Origin of the sequence: Pseudomonas sp. Ps21-P2 (assembly GCF_039672565.1) — a bacterium.
In the GTDB taxonomy this organism is placed as follows: domain Bacteria; phylum Pseudomonadota; class Gammaproteobacteria; order Pseudomonadales; family Pseudomonadaceae; genus Aquipseudomonas.
The window spans coordinates 332,851-348,086 of sequence record NZ_JBDFPL010000003.1; the positions used below are offsets into that span (position 1 = coordinate 332,851).

The 15,236-nt window shown below is 61.9% G+C and carries 9 protein-coding genes; 5 read left to right on the top strand and 4 right to left on the bottom strand.

The window, feature by feature from the left end; all coding sequences use genetic code 11:
- Positions 1–240: 240 nt before the first annotated feature.
- Together ABEH28_RS09040 and ABEH28_RS09045 are read right to left on the bottom strand one after the other, a co-directional pair.
- On the bottom strand, positions 241–3,351 hold the full coding sequence (locus tag ABEH28_RS09040) for an autotransporter domain-containing protein (protein WP_346629716.1): 3,111 nt from the start codon (positions 3,349–3,351) through the stop codon (positions 241–243).
- A gap of 151 nt (positions 3,352–3,502) precedes the next feature.
- Positions 3,503–6,505: an autotransporter domain-containing protein gene (locus ABEH28_RS09045; RefSeq protein WP_346629717.1), complete on the bottom strand. Its 3,003-nt coding sequence runs from the start codon at positions 6,503–6,505 to the stop codon at positions 3,503–3,505.
- 693 nt (positions 6,506–7,198) lie between these two features.
- Between ABEH28_RS09045 and ABEH28_RS09050 the strand changes: the two genes are divergently transcribed.
- Positions 7,199–8,002, top strand: coding sequence for an IclR family transcriptional regulator (locus tag ABEH28_RS09050; protein ID WP_346629718.1), 804 nt, complete (start codon positions 7,199–7,201; stop codon positions 8,000–8,002).
- A gap of 216 nt (positions 8,003–8,218) precedes the next feature.
- Positions 8,219–8,905 carry an AlgP family protein gene (locus ABEH28_RS09055; protein WP_346629719.1) on the top strand — a complete coding sequence of 229 codons (687 nt, stop codon included), beginning with the start codon at positions 8,219–8,221 and terminating at the stop codon, positions 8,903–8,905.
- Positions 8,906–8,948: 43 nt separating this feature from the next.
- On the opposite strand, the gene ABEH28_RS09060 is transcribed toward ABEH28_RS09055, so the two are convergent.
- The gene (locus tag ABEH28_RS09060; protein WP_346629720.1) at positions 8,949–10,001 is read right to left on the bottom strand and encodes an NAD(P)-dependent alcohol dehydrogenase; all 1,053 of its coding nucleotides are present in this window, start codon (positions 9,999–10,001) and stop codon (positions 8,949–8,951) included.
- Positions 10,002–10,179: 178 nt separating this feature from the next.
- Between ABEH28_RS09060 and ABEH28_RS09065 the strand changes: the two genes are divergently transcribed.
- Entirely contained in the window at positions 10,180–11,085 is a 906-nt protein-coding gene (locus tag ABEH28_RS09065) for an AraC family transcriptional regulator (protein ID WP_346629721.1), read from the top strand.
- 236 nt (positions 11,086–11,321) lie between these two features.
- Here ABEH28_RS09065 and ABEH28_RS09070 read toward each other — a convergent pair whose 3' ends face one another.
- Positions 11,322–12,986 carry a 4Fe-4S dicluster domain-containing protein gene (locus ABEH28_RS09070; protein WP_192174880.1) on the bottom strand — a complete coding sequence of 555 codons (1,665 nt, stop codon included), beginning with the start codon at positions 12,984–12,986 and terminating at the stop codon, positions 11,322–11,324.
- Positions 12,987–13,535: 549 nt separating this feature from the next.
- Here ABEH28_RS09070 and ABEH28_RS09075 point away from each other — a divergent pair.
- Positions 13,536–14,285, top strand: a complete 750-nt coding sequence (locus ABEH28_RS09075; RefSeq protein WP_282372558.1) for an electron transfer flavoprotein subunit beta/FixA family protein — start codon at positions 13,536–13,538, stop codon at positions 14,283–14,285.
- Entirely contained in the window at positions 14,285–15,214 is a 930-nt protein-coding gene (locus ABEH28_RS09080) for an FAD-binding protein (protein ID WP_346629722.1), read from the top strand. The genes ABEH28_RS09075 and ABEH28_RS09080 overlap by 1 nt, the downstream gene beginning before the upstream one ends.
- Positions 15,215–15,236 lie beyond the last annotated feature (22 nt).

Consider the following 15,236-nt stretch of genomic DNA (forward strand, 5'->3'; position numbering starts at 1 on the left):
GTGCCCGGTGACGGACATTTGCTTGAGAGAGGCATGGAAGCCGTCAATGCCTGGGTAAGACCGGGCTTGAGGGGTGGTCTAGATCAAAGAGAGCACTATTTCGAGCCGGTGCTCAGGTGCTCAGGTGCTCCACCGAATCGCTACTGAACCGTTTGAAGGGTCGAAGTGGACCCTTTAAACGGTTTTTAGTATCAGGCAAGAGCACCTGAGCTGGCGCAGGCTTTCAGGCAGCGCTTGAGGTTAGAACGCCCAATTCAGCGACAGCCCTACGCCGTGGGTTTTATCCCGGGCGCCCAGCAGGCCGTTGTAGTCCAGATCGATCCGCGCATCCCGGTTCAAGACAAGGCTGGCGCGGGCGCCCACGACGGCGGCGTCCCGGTCCATGGACACGCTTTGCACGGCAAAGCTATTCACCCCGCTGGCAAAGGCCAGGTGCTGCTCGGCCGAGGTATCGCTCAGGTTATGCTGCCAGCCCAACGTACCTGAGACGTCCAGTTTCTGGGTATCGGTGAGGTTAAACCGGCTACCGGCACGCGCGCCCAGCGTGGACAGCACCGTGTCGCGGGTGTCGTCATTCCCCTTGAGCGCCGTGGCGCCTCCCTTCTCCGTAAAGCTGTCGCTGTCGAAGTGAACGTAGGCCAGGTTGGCGAAAGGCTCCAGCGCCAAAGGCTGCAGGTTGAGGCGATAGGCCGCTTCGGTGAACACCTGGGTCGATTGCGCGTCGCGCTTGACCTTCAGGCGGTCGGCCGAAGTACCCAGCTGCAGGTCTCGCTTGACGTCAATGCGGTGCCAGCTATGGGATGCACCTGCGGTCAGGCGCAACGCCCCTTCCTCGTGGCCAATGTACGCCCCCAGGTGGTAGCTATCGGCCGAGGCGCTGGAATGGGTGTCGTCACCCATGCCCAACGAGGTATCGCTGTAACCGACTATGGCGCCTAACCGGGTGTGCTCAGCCACCAGGCCGTCCACACCGGCGAGCAGGCCGCCCAGGGATGAGGTTGAAGTGGCGCTGTCGCTGCTGCCGGCGTTCTTGCCCCAGGCACCCAGGCCTTTCACCCACAGGTTGTTGCCTTCAACGCCCGCCGCAGGCTGGTCGTATAGCCCTTCGACGCGCAGGCGATCACCTACGGCATCGCGTACCTGGCGGCTGTCGTTGATCAACTGAGTGGCGATGGCCGGGTGCACTTCGCCGGACAACTGGGTGTAGGCACGCCGGGCGGTAGCCGCATCAGGGCTCAACAGCAGCTCTTCGTACACCGCGTTACCGGCCCCTAATTGCTCGGCGGCCGCCGCTACGTTGGCCTGGTTAGCGGTTTGCGCGGCGCTGGCGAAGCTGTCCCCGTTGCGCTCCAGGGCCAGGGCAACGCCCGTACCGCTGTAGGCCAGGTTGCCATCCAGGAAAGCGTAGTTATCCAGCACCGACCCAAACTGGCCCTGCACGCCGCCAGCGGCTTGCAGCACGCTGAACGGCCGGCCGATCAGGCTGTTGACCTCGCTTGTGGTGAAGCTGGCGCCGTTTTCCAGCGAGAGGGCCATGGTCGCACCGCTCACTGTAGCCTGTCCGCCGGCGATGATGCGGTCGCTGCCAGCGGGCGACAACTCCACCGCATACACAGCGCCGGGCGCCAGGTTAAGGTCCCCCGCCACCTGTAAGGTGCCCACGGAATTGCCCGGCGCAACCGTACCGCCACGGTTGGCAGCAAGGGACGCGACCCGGCCGTTGCCGCCCAGTATGCCCGTGTCGTTGACGGTCACCGCCGAGGCCAGCGAACCATTGACCGCCAGGCGCCCTTCATTGACCAGGGTCGGGCCGCTGTAGGTGTTGGCGCCAGTCAGCACCAAGGTACCGATACCCAGCTTGGTCAAGCCGCCATGCCCGGCTATGTCATTGCTCCACACGTCCCGCCCGCATTGTGGCCCGCTGCAGAGGCGCTGGGTCGGTTTACCGGCATCGACCACCGCGCCGGTGCCCGGCAGGTTGGCAACGAACTGGCTGTCGCCATAGGCGCCACTGATACGAAACTCGGCGGGAATATCCGCCTCGGTGACGAACATGCTCGGGCCGTTGACGGCCTTGCCCAGGTTGATCATGCCCCAGCCATACAGTGCGTCCACGCCAGGCGCGCCGAGTTCGGTGGCGGTGGTTTTCAACACGTCGGCCACCTGTGCGCCGGTCATGTAGGGGAAGCGCTCCATCAGTACTGCCATGCTGCCCGCGACATGGGGCGCAGCCATGGAGGTACCGTTTTTGTTGGCCCAGCCCACGGTCAGGTCTGCCAAGCTGGTGCCGTTGAGCACGGAGCTGTAGATCCGCGTGCCTGGCGCCGACACGCAGAAGCTGGCCGTGTAACCGCAGCGAGAAGAAAAGGTGCTCAAGGTGTAAGGCGTGGTGCCGGCGGCCGTGGCGTTCGGGTTTTGCTGCAAGGCAGCAACCGTCAGCCAGTTGGGGGCGATCTCTGGCACGAAATACCCGAGTCCGGCCATGGCGTCCGGGTTGTTCAGGTTGTAGTCGTTGCCTGCGGCGAAAATGGTGACCACGCCGCTGCGCGCTGCATCGATGGCGCCCTGATAAGCGCCCCCTGGGCGAGTGCCGAGGATCTGTCGGATCTGATCGAACTGCAGCTGCGCATCCTGCACGGTGAAGTGCGGAAAGGCCGGGTCGCGACCGCCTTGGGCAAAGCGGTCGGTAATGCCGATGCCCCAGCTGTTATTGATGACGCGCGCGCCACTGTTGACCAATGCGTTCCAGCCAGCCTGGTAAACCGCGCCGTCGTTGCCCAGCACAATGCCGTCTTCCGGGCCTGGGTCGCCGTTGTCGGCGCTGATGATCTGGGCGTTGAAGGCCACGCCGTGCATGGGCCCGCCGTCTCGGTTGCCGCCAGCGATGCCACCTACGTGGGTGCCGTGGTTACCCAGCCGGCCGTTGGAGTCAGGGGTAGGGGTACCATCGTAGCGGAAGGCGTCGCCGGCCTTTACCGGAATATAGGGGTCGGTGTACTCGCGAATGCCACTGGTAACCAGGTTGATCACCTTATCCGGGCTGGCGAATTCCGGGTGCGGTGCGTACACCGGCTGATCGAAAATCCCCAACTTCACGCCCTTGCCGGTGTAACCGGCCGCGTAGGCCTGGTCGGCGTTGATCGCGCCCAGCCCCCATTGGGCCGTGAACTCCGGGCTGCGCCAACTGGCGACATTCCCGGCCTGGCCGGCTTCTACGTAAGGCGCAGCCTGGGCTACACCGAGGGTGGCCAGGTAACAGGCGAGAGCGCCGCAAGAAGCGCGATTGGCTTGCCGAATAGCGTGCCGAATGGAGCTGACAGCAACCTGTCGAGTGGTGAATAGCTCTTTCATAGATATAACTGTCCTTAGTTAGCGCACACAAAACCCCGCGCGAATGCCGTCTTGGCATCCGCGTCGTTCTTTTTCCAACAATGGGTAGGTTGAAACATTCAGCTTTATGCAAGCGGCGGGCGACGGCCTGGCTCGCCCTGCCGCTTTGCGTTTAGAACTGCCAGTTAAGGCTCAAGCCGATGCCGTGGCTTTTTTCACGGCTGGCCAGTTGGCCGTTGTAGTCCAGGCTAACGCTGGCCTCACGGCTCAGCGCCATGCGGGCATGGGCACCCACCAAGGCCGCGTCACGCACCAGGGGCGAGCTTTCGATGCCAAAGCTGCTGCCGTCTGCCGCAAAGGCCATGTGCTGCTCTGAATCGGTATCGCTCAGGTTGTGCTGCCAGCCCAGGCTGCCGGAGAGGTCCAGCTTCTGATGATCATTGATTGCGATGGTTTTAAGCGCCCGTAGACCCAGCGTGCCGAGCACGGCTTCACGGGTATCGCTGCCGGAGGCAAGTGCTGCGGCATCTCCCTTCTCGCTGAAGCTGTCAGTGCCAAGGTGGACATAGGCCAGGTTAGCGAAGGGCTCAAGCACTGCGGGCTGCAACTGAATACGGTACGCCGCTTCGGTGAATACCTGTGCGGTTTGCGCATCGTGTTTGGTTTTCTCCCGGCCACTGGCGCCGCCGACCTGTACATCGCGGTGGGCATCGATCCGGTGCCAGCTGTAGGCACCGCCGAGGGTCAAGCGCCAGGCGCCAAGCTCATGACCCAGGTAGGCGCCCAGATGGTAGCTGTCGACCGATGCACGGGAATGGGTACCCGAGCCCATATTGACCGAGCTGTCACTGTAGCCGCCGATCAGGCCAAGGCGCGTGTCGTCACCTACGTCGCCGTCGACCCCCGCCAGCACGCCGCCAATGGACGAGGTATAGCCAGCCGTATCGCTACGGGAATCCGTTTTGCCCCACGCGCCCAAGGCCTTGAACCACACATTGTCTTGCGCCGCCGTATTGGCATCGGCACCGAACACGCTGGCGCCCAGGCGCTCGCCAACCGCATCACGCACATAGCGGCTGTCGTTGATCAACTGGGTGGCGACTGCCGGGTAGATCTCGCCCGACAGCTGCTGGAAACTCTCCCGGGCCGAGGCGGCACTTGGCGCGAGCAGCAGGTTTTCATACACCGCGTTCCCCGCTCCTAATTGCTCGGCGGCCGAAGCCACTGCTGCCTGGTTAGGGGTTTGCGCCACGCTGTCGAAAGCCGCCGTGCGTTCGATATTCAGCGCAACGCCGTCAGCGGCGTAGTCCAGGCGGCCGCCGAGGAAAGCGTAGTGGGAGGTGACCGCAGCGAACTGCCCGTTCACACCATTGGCGGCTTGCAAAACGCTGTACTGGCGGCCAAGCATGGTCTGGCCAGGCGTGGCATTCAAGGCCAGCGGTGTTGGGTCCAGGGCCAGGGTCATGTTGGCCCCCGACACCGTGGCACTGCCGGTGGCCACAATGCGGTCACTGGCCGTTGGCGAAAGCTCTACCGCGTAGGTTGAGCCTGGCGCGAAGGTTAAGTCACCGTTCACTCGCAAGGTGCCGATGGTGTTACCCGGCGCCACCTGCCCGCCGCTCAACGCGGTGAGGTTACCGACCTGCCCATTGCCGCCCAAGGTGCCACCCGCATTGACCTGCACGGCGGACGCAAGGGAGCCATTGACCGACAGCACACCACCGTTGACTTGGGTGTCGCCGCGATAGGTATTGTTACCTTCAAGGATCAATCGGCCCGCGCCGGACTTGATCAGGCTACCTTGGTACTGGCGCTGAGCCGCGGCCGCAGCACGGGCGGTGCCCACGGCGTAGTCGGTCTGGTCCTGTTGGCTGGCGGTGCTGGCCACGCCGTTCTGCCAGCCTCTGTTGACCAGGGTTTGCCGCCAGGCGGCCTGTTCGGCAGTGTCCTCGGCCTGACGCTGGATCAACGCCTGATCAGAAATATCGTTACTCCAGACATCGGTTCGGCCGGCGCCCAGGGTGGCATCGAAGGTGCCCAGCAACTGGCCTGGCCCGCGCATGGCCCGCTCCAGGTTGACCACGCCCCAGCCCACAGTGCCATTAGGCGCCTGGGTGACCGAACCATCGAGCTGGGTCGCGGTGGTGAGCAGCACCTGCAAGGCCTGCTCGTTGTTCATGTAAGGGTAGCGCTCCATCACCAGCGCCAGTGCGCCGGTGGCATGGGGCGCGGCCATGGACGTACCGGACTTGAGCGCATAGCCGCCGCCCGGCACGGTGCTGTTGATCAGCCTCCCCGGTGTGGTGATGCACCAATATTTGGCAATGCCGCACTGGTTGTAGCGCTGGGCATTGGCGCTATCTAGGCCAGACACCGCCAGCCAGTGGCCTTCCAGGTCGGGCTCGAAATACGGCAGCGCAGAACGCACACTGGCGTTCGCATAGCCAGTATTGCCAGCACTGAAGACGTTAATCACGCCCTTGCGCGAGACGTTAGCCGCTTCATCCAGCCAGGTGCCCCGGTTGTAATGCTGGGCATAAGCAGCCTGCACGCCTTCCAGTGTCGCGTAGGTCACATCCGGCGGCTGGCTACCCCAACTGTTGTTAATCGCCCGCACACCGGCATCGGCCAGCGCACCATAGGCGGCCTTGAAGTATTGCGGGTCTGGGCTCGGGCCAAACAAGAAGCTGTCGCTCTGGTTGGTGTTGGCCACATAGATTTGCGCGTTGTACGCCACGCCATGCATGCCGACGCCATCGCGGGCCGCGCCCATGGTCCCGGTCACGTGCGTGCCGTGGGTGTCGTTATTAGGGTTGATGGCACCCGTGACGCTAAAGGGCGAACCATTTACGTAGGTGCCGTTGGCCGTTACCGCATGGTAGCGGGATGGGCTGGCTTCGGGATGAGAGGGGTCGAATCCCGAGTCCATCGCGCCGATTTTTACGCCGTTGCCGGTGATACCGGCAGCATAGGCCTGATCAGCCTGGATACGGCCCAATCCCCAGTCGCTCTGAAATTCTTCCGAGCGCCAACTGGCCGCGTCGCCTAACTTGCCCTGTTCTGCATAGTCGGCATACGCCGAGCAGCCAAAGGTAAAAGACAACGCGCAAAGTGCGGTCGTGGTTGCGGGTTTAATGGAATAACGGACAGCATTGGACGGCTTGAACCTTCGCATCCCTGCACACCTTTTGTATTTATTAGCTCCCTAGTGAGCGCTGTAAGAAAATAGTCCGCTGCGGAGGGGATGGCAACTCATTTGTTTCAATTTTGATACAAAGCCAATGGCTAGAAAATATGCAGGTGATTTGGCAAAGGGCGCTGTGACAAGGCATCCAGGCGGTCCGGGCACAACTAAGGGGGGGTGGGATAGTGGCCTTTTAGTTGCATTATCCCAAAAAAAGTAGCGCGTTTAGTTGATCTGGCGTACGCGCCTTGGCGAACCTTCCACAGTCACAGTTCTATGCGGGATGCGTAGCAAGGATTTATTCAAGTCATAACTAGCGTGAATCAGCAGTAATGGGCGTTAAGTACACGAGCGCCAAAGGAGCCGCTGGCGCAATTATTATGTTTGCGCAACTTACCGCAGTGCTGGCAACGGCAAGCGATGCTTTGTCCATAACCTGTTTCAAACCCTCGGCTGTGTGTTCACTGGGCACCGTACCGAAGCCGTGCTTGCGGAACCAGGTGCCGTTCCAGGGAGGCTCATGAGTCGGTCGGATTGTTCCGCAACATTTCAATGCATCGGCAGCGACAGCCAGCGCTAGGTCGCGACGTCCCGCCGTATGAAAGTAAGATGCTCTGCAGCGCTGGCAGGCTGCAAGGCTGGCGACGATAATGTTGCCGGTTTTCTGATTCGATAAGGCGCGCCATGCAAGATGCATCCGACACCGCCGTCACTGGCAAAGACCCTGCACCCACCGGCACGCAAACGCTGATTCGCGGCCTGGGCGTGATTCAGGCGGTCGCCAGCGGCGCTCGCGACCTCAAGGAAATCGCCCGGCTGATCGGCACCACCCGCAGCACCACGCACCGGCTTGCCAGTTGCCTGGTGGACGAGCGTTACCTGCGGGTGTTGCCGCAAACGGGTTATGTGCTGGGGCCCAGGTTGATCGAGCTGGGATTCCAGGCCCAGGAAGAAGTGCCGCTTTTGGTGCTGGCCAGACCCTTTCTCGACGAACTGTCGGCGCTCACCGGCGACACCGTGCACCTGGCGATGCGCGACGGTGACGAAGTCTTGTACCTGCATAAAAATCCCGGGCGCAATGGCCCGGAGATGCGATCGCGGGTGGGGCATCGCATGCCGTTGGCGCGCACCGGCATCGGTAAGGCGTTGCTGCTGGACAGCCCGGAAAGCGAATGGCAACGGCTGTACGAAATCAGCGTGCCGACCACCGGCAAAAACCCGCTGTGGCCGGCCCATGAAGAACAGACCTGGGAGCAGGTGCAGGCGCGCATGCACGAGTACGTGCGGGGCGGTTATGCATTCGATCTGGAAGACAACGAGCCGTCCATTCGCTGCGTGGCCGCGCCGGTGCGTGACGCCAGCAAACAGATCGTCGCTGGCATCAGCATCGCCAGCACCGTGCCGTACATGCCGCTGGAAAAAATGGCCGACCTGGTGCCGGTGATCAAGGACGCGGCGGCGCGGCTGTCGGCGGAGTTGGGCGGCTAGCGTGTCGCTGCGCGGAGCAGGGAGGGCGACGGGCGAAACGTTGACGCAACGGGCGGCAATCACACGCTGCTGAAAGCCCGGAAAGCGCCTGCAGGTGACGAGATCGAGAAATGGCTTTGTGATTGACCCAACCATAACCCCGACCCGCGGTCCTAATTGTTCAGAGGCCAGCGGCCGTCCGGCCAAGGCACGCGTGATTCGCGAAGGAGGGATGTTATGGCGAGTAGAAAAAAAATACAGCTCACACCGCTGCTGCTGCTTCAGGAACTCACCACCCTTTTGCTGGAGCATTTTGAGCAGGCCTGCGGACAAGCCCTCGCTGACGCTGAGAAGAAGCTTTCCAGGTTCGAAAAGAAGCACAGCAAGGTGGAAAAAAAGCGTGGCAAGCAGCGGGCCCGCCTCGACTCCACGCCTACCGCAAAACGCAAAAAGCAGACGAAGCTGCGAGCCACTCTCTCACTGCTTGAGGCCGCTTTGGTTGAGTTGCAACTTCAGATCGATGAGACCCGGCAATACATCAGTCACTTGAAGCACGACATTCACGTAAGTCTCACGTTGGTGCAGGGCGTGGGCAAGGTACGTGAAGCCGCCGGTGAAATGCTGCGCCAGCGAGAAGACGGAGGTAGCTTGCCATCCGCACAAATGGAAGTGGCCGCCAAATCTGCCGTGAAGCCTTCGCCCGCGACCCTGCGCGCTGCAAAGCAGGCAACAGCACTGAAAGCGATTGCTAATGCGGTGGTCGCCAAGCCAACGGTGACGGTGGTCAAGGGACGAAAGCATGCACCCAGCGAGGTTGCACCATTGGCCCACGGGGTCGCCGAGGCCAGCGCTGCGCCCGAGCCGGATGAGGCGCCTCATGCTGAATCCGCGCTCCAGCCGGAATGGCTCGAGGGCTCGCTTTAGTGGTGTCGCCGGTCGCCCCGCATTGCGCGGGGCGACCGGTGGATCAGGCCTTCAACGTGGCCATGTCAATCACGAAACGGTACTTCACATCGCCCGCAATCATGCGGGTATAGGCCTCGTTGATGTTCTTGATGTCGAGCATCTCGATGTCGCAGGTGATGCCGTGCTCGGCGCAGAAATCCAGCACCTCCTGGGTTTCGGCGATGCCCCCGATCAGTGAACCCGCCAGCACACGACGCTTCATCACCAGATTGGCCGCATGCAGCGCCGGATCGACGGGTTCGATCAGGCCGACGAGAATGTGCACGCCGTCAAAACGCAGGGTTTCCAGGTAGGGGTTCAAGTCGTGCTGCACCGGAATGGTGTCCAGCAGGAAGTCGAAATGACCGGCAGCGGCTTTCATCTGCTCGGCATCCGTCGAAACGATGACGTGATCGGCGCCCTGACGACGACCTTCCTCAGCCTTGCTCGCCGAGCGGGTGAACAGCGTCACTTCCGCGCCCATGGCCTTGGCGAACTTGATGCCCATGTGGCCCAGACCGCCCATGCCCAGCACGCCCACTTTGTCGCCGGCCTTGACGCCGTAATGCTTGAGCGGCGAGTAGGTGGTGATCCCCGCACACAGGATTGGCGCCGCAGCGGCCAGGTCGAGTTTCTCCGGGATACGCACGACGAAGTGCTCGCTGACCACGATGCTGTTGGAATAGCCGCCCATGGTGTTGCTGCCGTCGACGCGGTCCGGAGTGGCGTAGGTCATGGTTGGACCTTCGAGGCAATATTGCTCGAGGTCCTGCGCGCAGGCTTCGCACTGACGGCAGGAATCGACCATGCAGCCGACGCCGACCAGATCGCCGACTTTGTGCTTGCTGACGTTGGCGCCGACTTCGGTGACCTTGCCGACGATCTCGTGGCCGGGCATCAGCGGGTACACGGCGATGCCCCACTCGTTGCGTGCCTGGTGGATGTCGGAGTGGCAGACGCCGCAGTAGAGGATCTCTATGGCCACGTCGTCCGGCCGCGGGCTGCGGCGGCTGAACGTCATGGGGGCGAGGGGAGCGGTGGCGGACTGGGCGGCGTAACCGATGGCTGTGTACATGAAGAACCTCGCAAAAACGATGACGGTTGAGGCGGTGCATTGTCCGCAGCCGGGACGTCGCCGGCCATGGTCATTCCTCCGCCTGTCATGCCTGATCCTCCGAACCTGACACATCGATTCACGCGGCGCGGTGCTGATCTGCGATGATGGCGGTGTCAAATCCTCCGTATGGCTGCCCATGTCTCCTGTTTCTCATTCCGACGCCAACGCCGAGTTGGTCTCTCTCATCAAGCCCCTGGCGCCGCGCCCGGGTTTCGTCGACACCCTTGTGCCGGGCGTGCAGGCAATGTCCTGGGATTACTACGTCGCCAGCAGCCCGCAGATCTACGAACCCAGCCTGGTGATCATCGCCCAGGGCAGCAAACTCGCGCGCCTCGGCCCGCGAACGCTGGAATACGGCGCCGGTCATTATCTGGTGCAGGCGTTGTCGGTGCCGTTCATGTGCGAGACCTTCGCCACGGCCGAAGCGCCCATGTATGGCGTCGCCGTGTCAATCGATCGCGCGCTGCTGGGCGAGCTGGTGCAGACCATGGGCGAGGCGCCGACCGTGAAGGTCAGGGCGCAGACGCCGGAATCCATGACGTCGGCTGAACTGGATGCGCCGATGCGCGAAAGCGTCGAGCGGTTGCTGCGCTGCCTGCACGATCCGCTGGACGCGCAAGTGATGGGGCAGGCCCGTGTCAGGGAAGTGGTGTACGCGGCGTTGCGCGGTCCCCAAGCCGGAGTGCTGCGGGCATTGGTCGAACAGACCGGCCACTTCGCGCGCATTGCCGCGTCGCTGCAATACCTGCGCGACCATTACGATCAGGCCCTGAGCGTCGAGGATCTGGCCCGCTGCGCCAACATGAGCGCCTCGACCTTTCATGAGCATTTCAAGCGCAGCACGCTGCTGTCGCCCGTTCAGTACTTGAAGCGCGTGCGGCTGCTCAAGGCCCAGCAGATGCTCATCGGCGAGGGCATGGGGGTGGCGCAGGTCGCGCACAAGGTCGGGTATCAGAGCACGTCGCAATTCAGTCGCGAGTACAAACGCTACTTCGAGCGCAATCCGGGGGAAGAGGGCGAGCGGCTGAAGATATCAGCGTGAGGGGTGATGCCGAACCTCAAAAGCTTCCCGGCTAAAGCCGGTCCTACGGAGGTTGCGCGGTGTCTTTGTGGGACCGGCTTCAGCCGGGAAGAGGCCAGTGTGTGCAACATCAATTGTGCGATGTGGCCGCTGACGCCTTCCCGGCTAAAGCCGGTCCCACTGAACACGCGCAGTGTCAGTAGGACCGGATTCAGCCGGGAAGCTTGCAGCTCAAAGCTTGAAGCTTGCCGCTTCCCTTACATATTGGGATAGGTCGGGCCGCCTGCGCCTTCCGGTGCTACCCAGGTAATGTTCTGCGACGGATCCTTGATGTCACAGGTTTTACAGTGGACGCAGTTCTGCGCGTTGATCTGGAAGCGCTTGGCGCCGTCTTCCTGGGTCACGACCTCGTAAACCCCCGCCGGGCAGTACCGTTGAGCAGGCTCATCCCACTTGGGAAGGTTGACGCTGATCGGGATGCTCGGATCCTTCAGCTTCAAGTGGCACGGCTGCTCTTCTTCGTGGTTGGTGCCGGAGATGAACACCGAGCTTAATTTGTCGAAGCTCAGCTTTCCGTCGGGTTTCGGGTAGTCGATCTTCTTCGAATCGGCCGCCAGCTTCATGCACGCGTAGTCCGGCTTGGTGTCGTGCAGGGTGAAGGGGATCTTGCCGCCGAACAGGTTCTGGTCGATGAAGTTGAACGCGCCACCGAAGATCGCGCCGAACTTGTGCACCGCCGGGCCGAAGTTGCGGCTGGCGAACAGCTCTTCATGCAGCCAGCTGGCCTTGAAGCCCTCGACGTAGCCGTTGAGCGCGTCGCCCCCCTCGTTGCCAGCGAACAGCGCATCCGCCACCGCTTCAGCGGCGAGCATGCCGGACTTCATGGCGGTGTGGCTGCCCTTGATCTTGGCGAAGTTCAGCGTGCCCAAGTCGCAACCGATCAGCGCGCCGCCGGGGAAGACCATCTTCGGCAGCGAATTCAGGCCGCCCTTGCAGATCGCCCGCGCCCCGTAGCTGATGCGCTTGCCGCCTTCCAGGTATTGCTTGAGGACGGGGTGGTGCTTGAGGCGCTGGAATTCATCGAACGGCGACAGGTACGGGTTGGCATAGGACAGGTCGACGATCAGCCCGACCACGACCTGATTGTTTTCCAGGTGGTAAAGGAACGAGCCGCCGGTGTTTTCGGTGCCCATGATGTCCAGCGGCCAGCCGGCGGTGTGCACCACCAGGCCTGGCTGATGTTTGGCCGGATCGACTTCCCAGATTTCCTTCAGGCCGATGCCGTAATGCTGGGCGTCGGCTTCGCTGTCGAGGTTGAAGCGGTTGATCAATTGCTTGCCGATGTGACCACGGCAGCCTTCGGCGAACAGCGTGTACTTGCCGCGCAGTTCCATGCCGGGGGTGTAGAGGCCTTCTTTCGGATTGCCTTCACGGTCCACGCCCAGATCGCCGGTGAGAATCCCGCGGACCACGCCGTTTTCATCGATCAGCGCTTCCTGAGCCGCGAAGCCCGGGTAGATCTCTACGCCCAGGTTCTCGGCCTGCTGCGCCATCCAGCGGCACAGGTTGCCCAGGGAGATGATGTAGTTGCCTTCGTTGTGCATGGTCTTGGGCACGAATGCGCCCGGGACTTTCTGACTGGCGTCGGCACCGGTCAGCACATAGATGTCGTCACTTTTGACCGGCGTGTTGAGCGGGGCGCCGAGGGCTTTCCAGTCAGGGAACAACTCGTTGAGGGCGCGGGGTTCGAACACCGCACCGGAGAGGATGTGGGCACCGACTTCGGAGCCTTTTTCCACCACGCAGACGCTGATTTCCTGACCGGCGTCAGCGGCTCTCTGTTTCAGGCGGCAAGCGGCAGACAGCCCGGCGGGCCCGGCTCCGACGATGACGACGTCGAACTCCATAAATTCGCGTTCCACAGGCTATCTCCTACTCAAGGCTCAACGGCGTATTTTTTTATTGATGGCTAAACCGACACCGGGAAGGTCGTTGGCCCGGGTGTCATCTCAAAGGCGCGCATTATATCTACACCACCTCACAGGTCCAATACAAACGTTTGTTTGAATCGGCCGAAACCCTGATAAATCATGGTGAGACGGCTTGTGACTGGCGTTTATGTCGTATTGACCCGACTAGACGTTGCGGTCAAGATACGGGCGGTTTTGCGCTGGCTACGGGTTGGCTGTCAGCCCTGATGATTGCGTACGAACCGTCGGTAGCAGAACACCGGTAAAAGCAACGTGAGCATCGCCCCGCGCAACCGTCAGCCTCAGGCCGGCGGCGCGCTGCAGTTTACACGGGCGATCGGCGTCTGGCTTGGATTGCCGCCGTAGCGTGGCCGCTTTTGCTGACATCCGCATTCGGCAACCGTGAATACGTTGTTTTCACAGGTGTTCCTTACACTGACGAGTACCCATCGCCGGGCCTGGCCTGGCGATTTCTTTTCACCGGAGAGAAACGAGGAATCCATGAAGGTTCTTGTAGCTGTCAAACGAGTGGTCGACTACAACGTCAAGGTTCGCGTCAAAGCGGACAACTCCGGCGTCGATCTCGCCAACGTTAAAATGTCGATGAACCCCTTCTGCGAAATCGCTGTAGAAGAAGCCGTGCGCCTGAAGGAGAAGGGCGTTGCGACCGAGATCGTCGTCGTTTCCATCGGCCCGACCACCGCTCAGGAGCAACTGCGTACCGCGTTGGCACTGGGTGCCGATCGCGCCATCCTCGTGGAATCCGCTGACGAACTGACCTCGCTGGCCGTAGCCAAGTTGCTCAAGGCCGTTGTCGACAAGGAGCAGCCGCAACTGGTCATTCTCGGCAAGCAGGCGATCGACAGCGACAACAACCAGACCGGCCAGATGCTGGCTGCGCTGAGCGGTTATGCCCAAGGCACCTTCGCCTCCAAAGTCGAAGTGTCCGGCGACAGCGTCAACGTCACCCGTGAAATCGACGCCGGCGCGCAGACCGTATCGCTCAAGCTGCCAGCCATCGTCACCACCGACCTGCGTTTGAACGAGCCGCGCTACGCGTCGCTGCCAAACATCATGAAAGCCAAGAAGAAGCCCCTCGAAGTGCTGACGCCTGATGCGTTGGGTGTTTCGACTGCGTCCACCAACAAGACCCTGAAAGTCGAAGCCCCGGCTGCCCGCAGCGCAGGCATCAAGGTCAAGTCGGTTGCTGAACTGGTTGATAAACTGAAAAACGAAGCGAAGGTGATCTGATGACGACCCTGGTTATCGCTGAGCACGAAAACGGCGCAATCGCTCCCGCCACCCTGAATACCGTTGCCGCAGCCACCAAAATCGGTGGTGACATCCACGTTCTGGTCGCCGGCCTGAACGTCGCTGCCGTCGGCGAAGCTGCTGCAAAAATCGCCGGTGTGTCCAAGGTCCTCGTGGCTGACAACGCCGCCTACGAGCACCAACTGCCGGAAAACGTCGCCCCGCTGGTGGTCGAGCTGGCTTCGGCTTACAGCCACGTGCTGGCTGCTGCAACTTCCAACGGCAAGAACATCCTGCCCCGCGTCGCAGCGCACCTGGACGTCGATCAGATCTCCGAGATCATCTCTGTCGAAAGCGCTGACACCTTCAAGCGCCCGATCTATGCCGGTAACGCTATTTCGACCGTTCAGTCGTCGGCATCCGTGAAAGTCATCACCGTTCGCGCCACCGGCTTCGATGCGGTGGCAGCCGAGGGCGGTTCTGCTTCGGTTGAAGCCGTGAGCGCAGCCCACGATGCCGGCAAGTCGTCCTTCGTCAGCGAAGAACTGGCCAAGTCCGATCGTCCGGAACTGACCGCTGCCAAGATCGTCGTTTCCGGCGGCCGCGGCATGCAGAACGGTGACAACTTCAAGCACCTGTACACCCTGGCTGACAAGCTGGGTGCAGCGGTCGGCGCTTCCCGCGCGGCCGTCGACGCAGGCTTCGTGCCCAACGACATGCAGGTCGGCCAGACCGGCAAGATCGTCGCGCCGCAGCTGTACATCGCGGTCGGCATCTCCGGCGCGATCCAGCACCTGGCCGGCATGAAAGACTCCAAAGTGATTGTCGCGATCAACAAGGACGAAGAAGCGCCAATCTTCCAGGTGGCCGATTATGGCCTTGTGGCGGATCTGTTCGAAGCGATCCCGGAGTTGGAGAAGCTGGTTTAATCCACTTCCCTGACTTATAAAG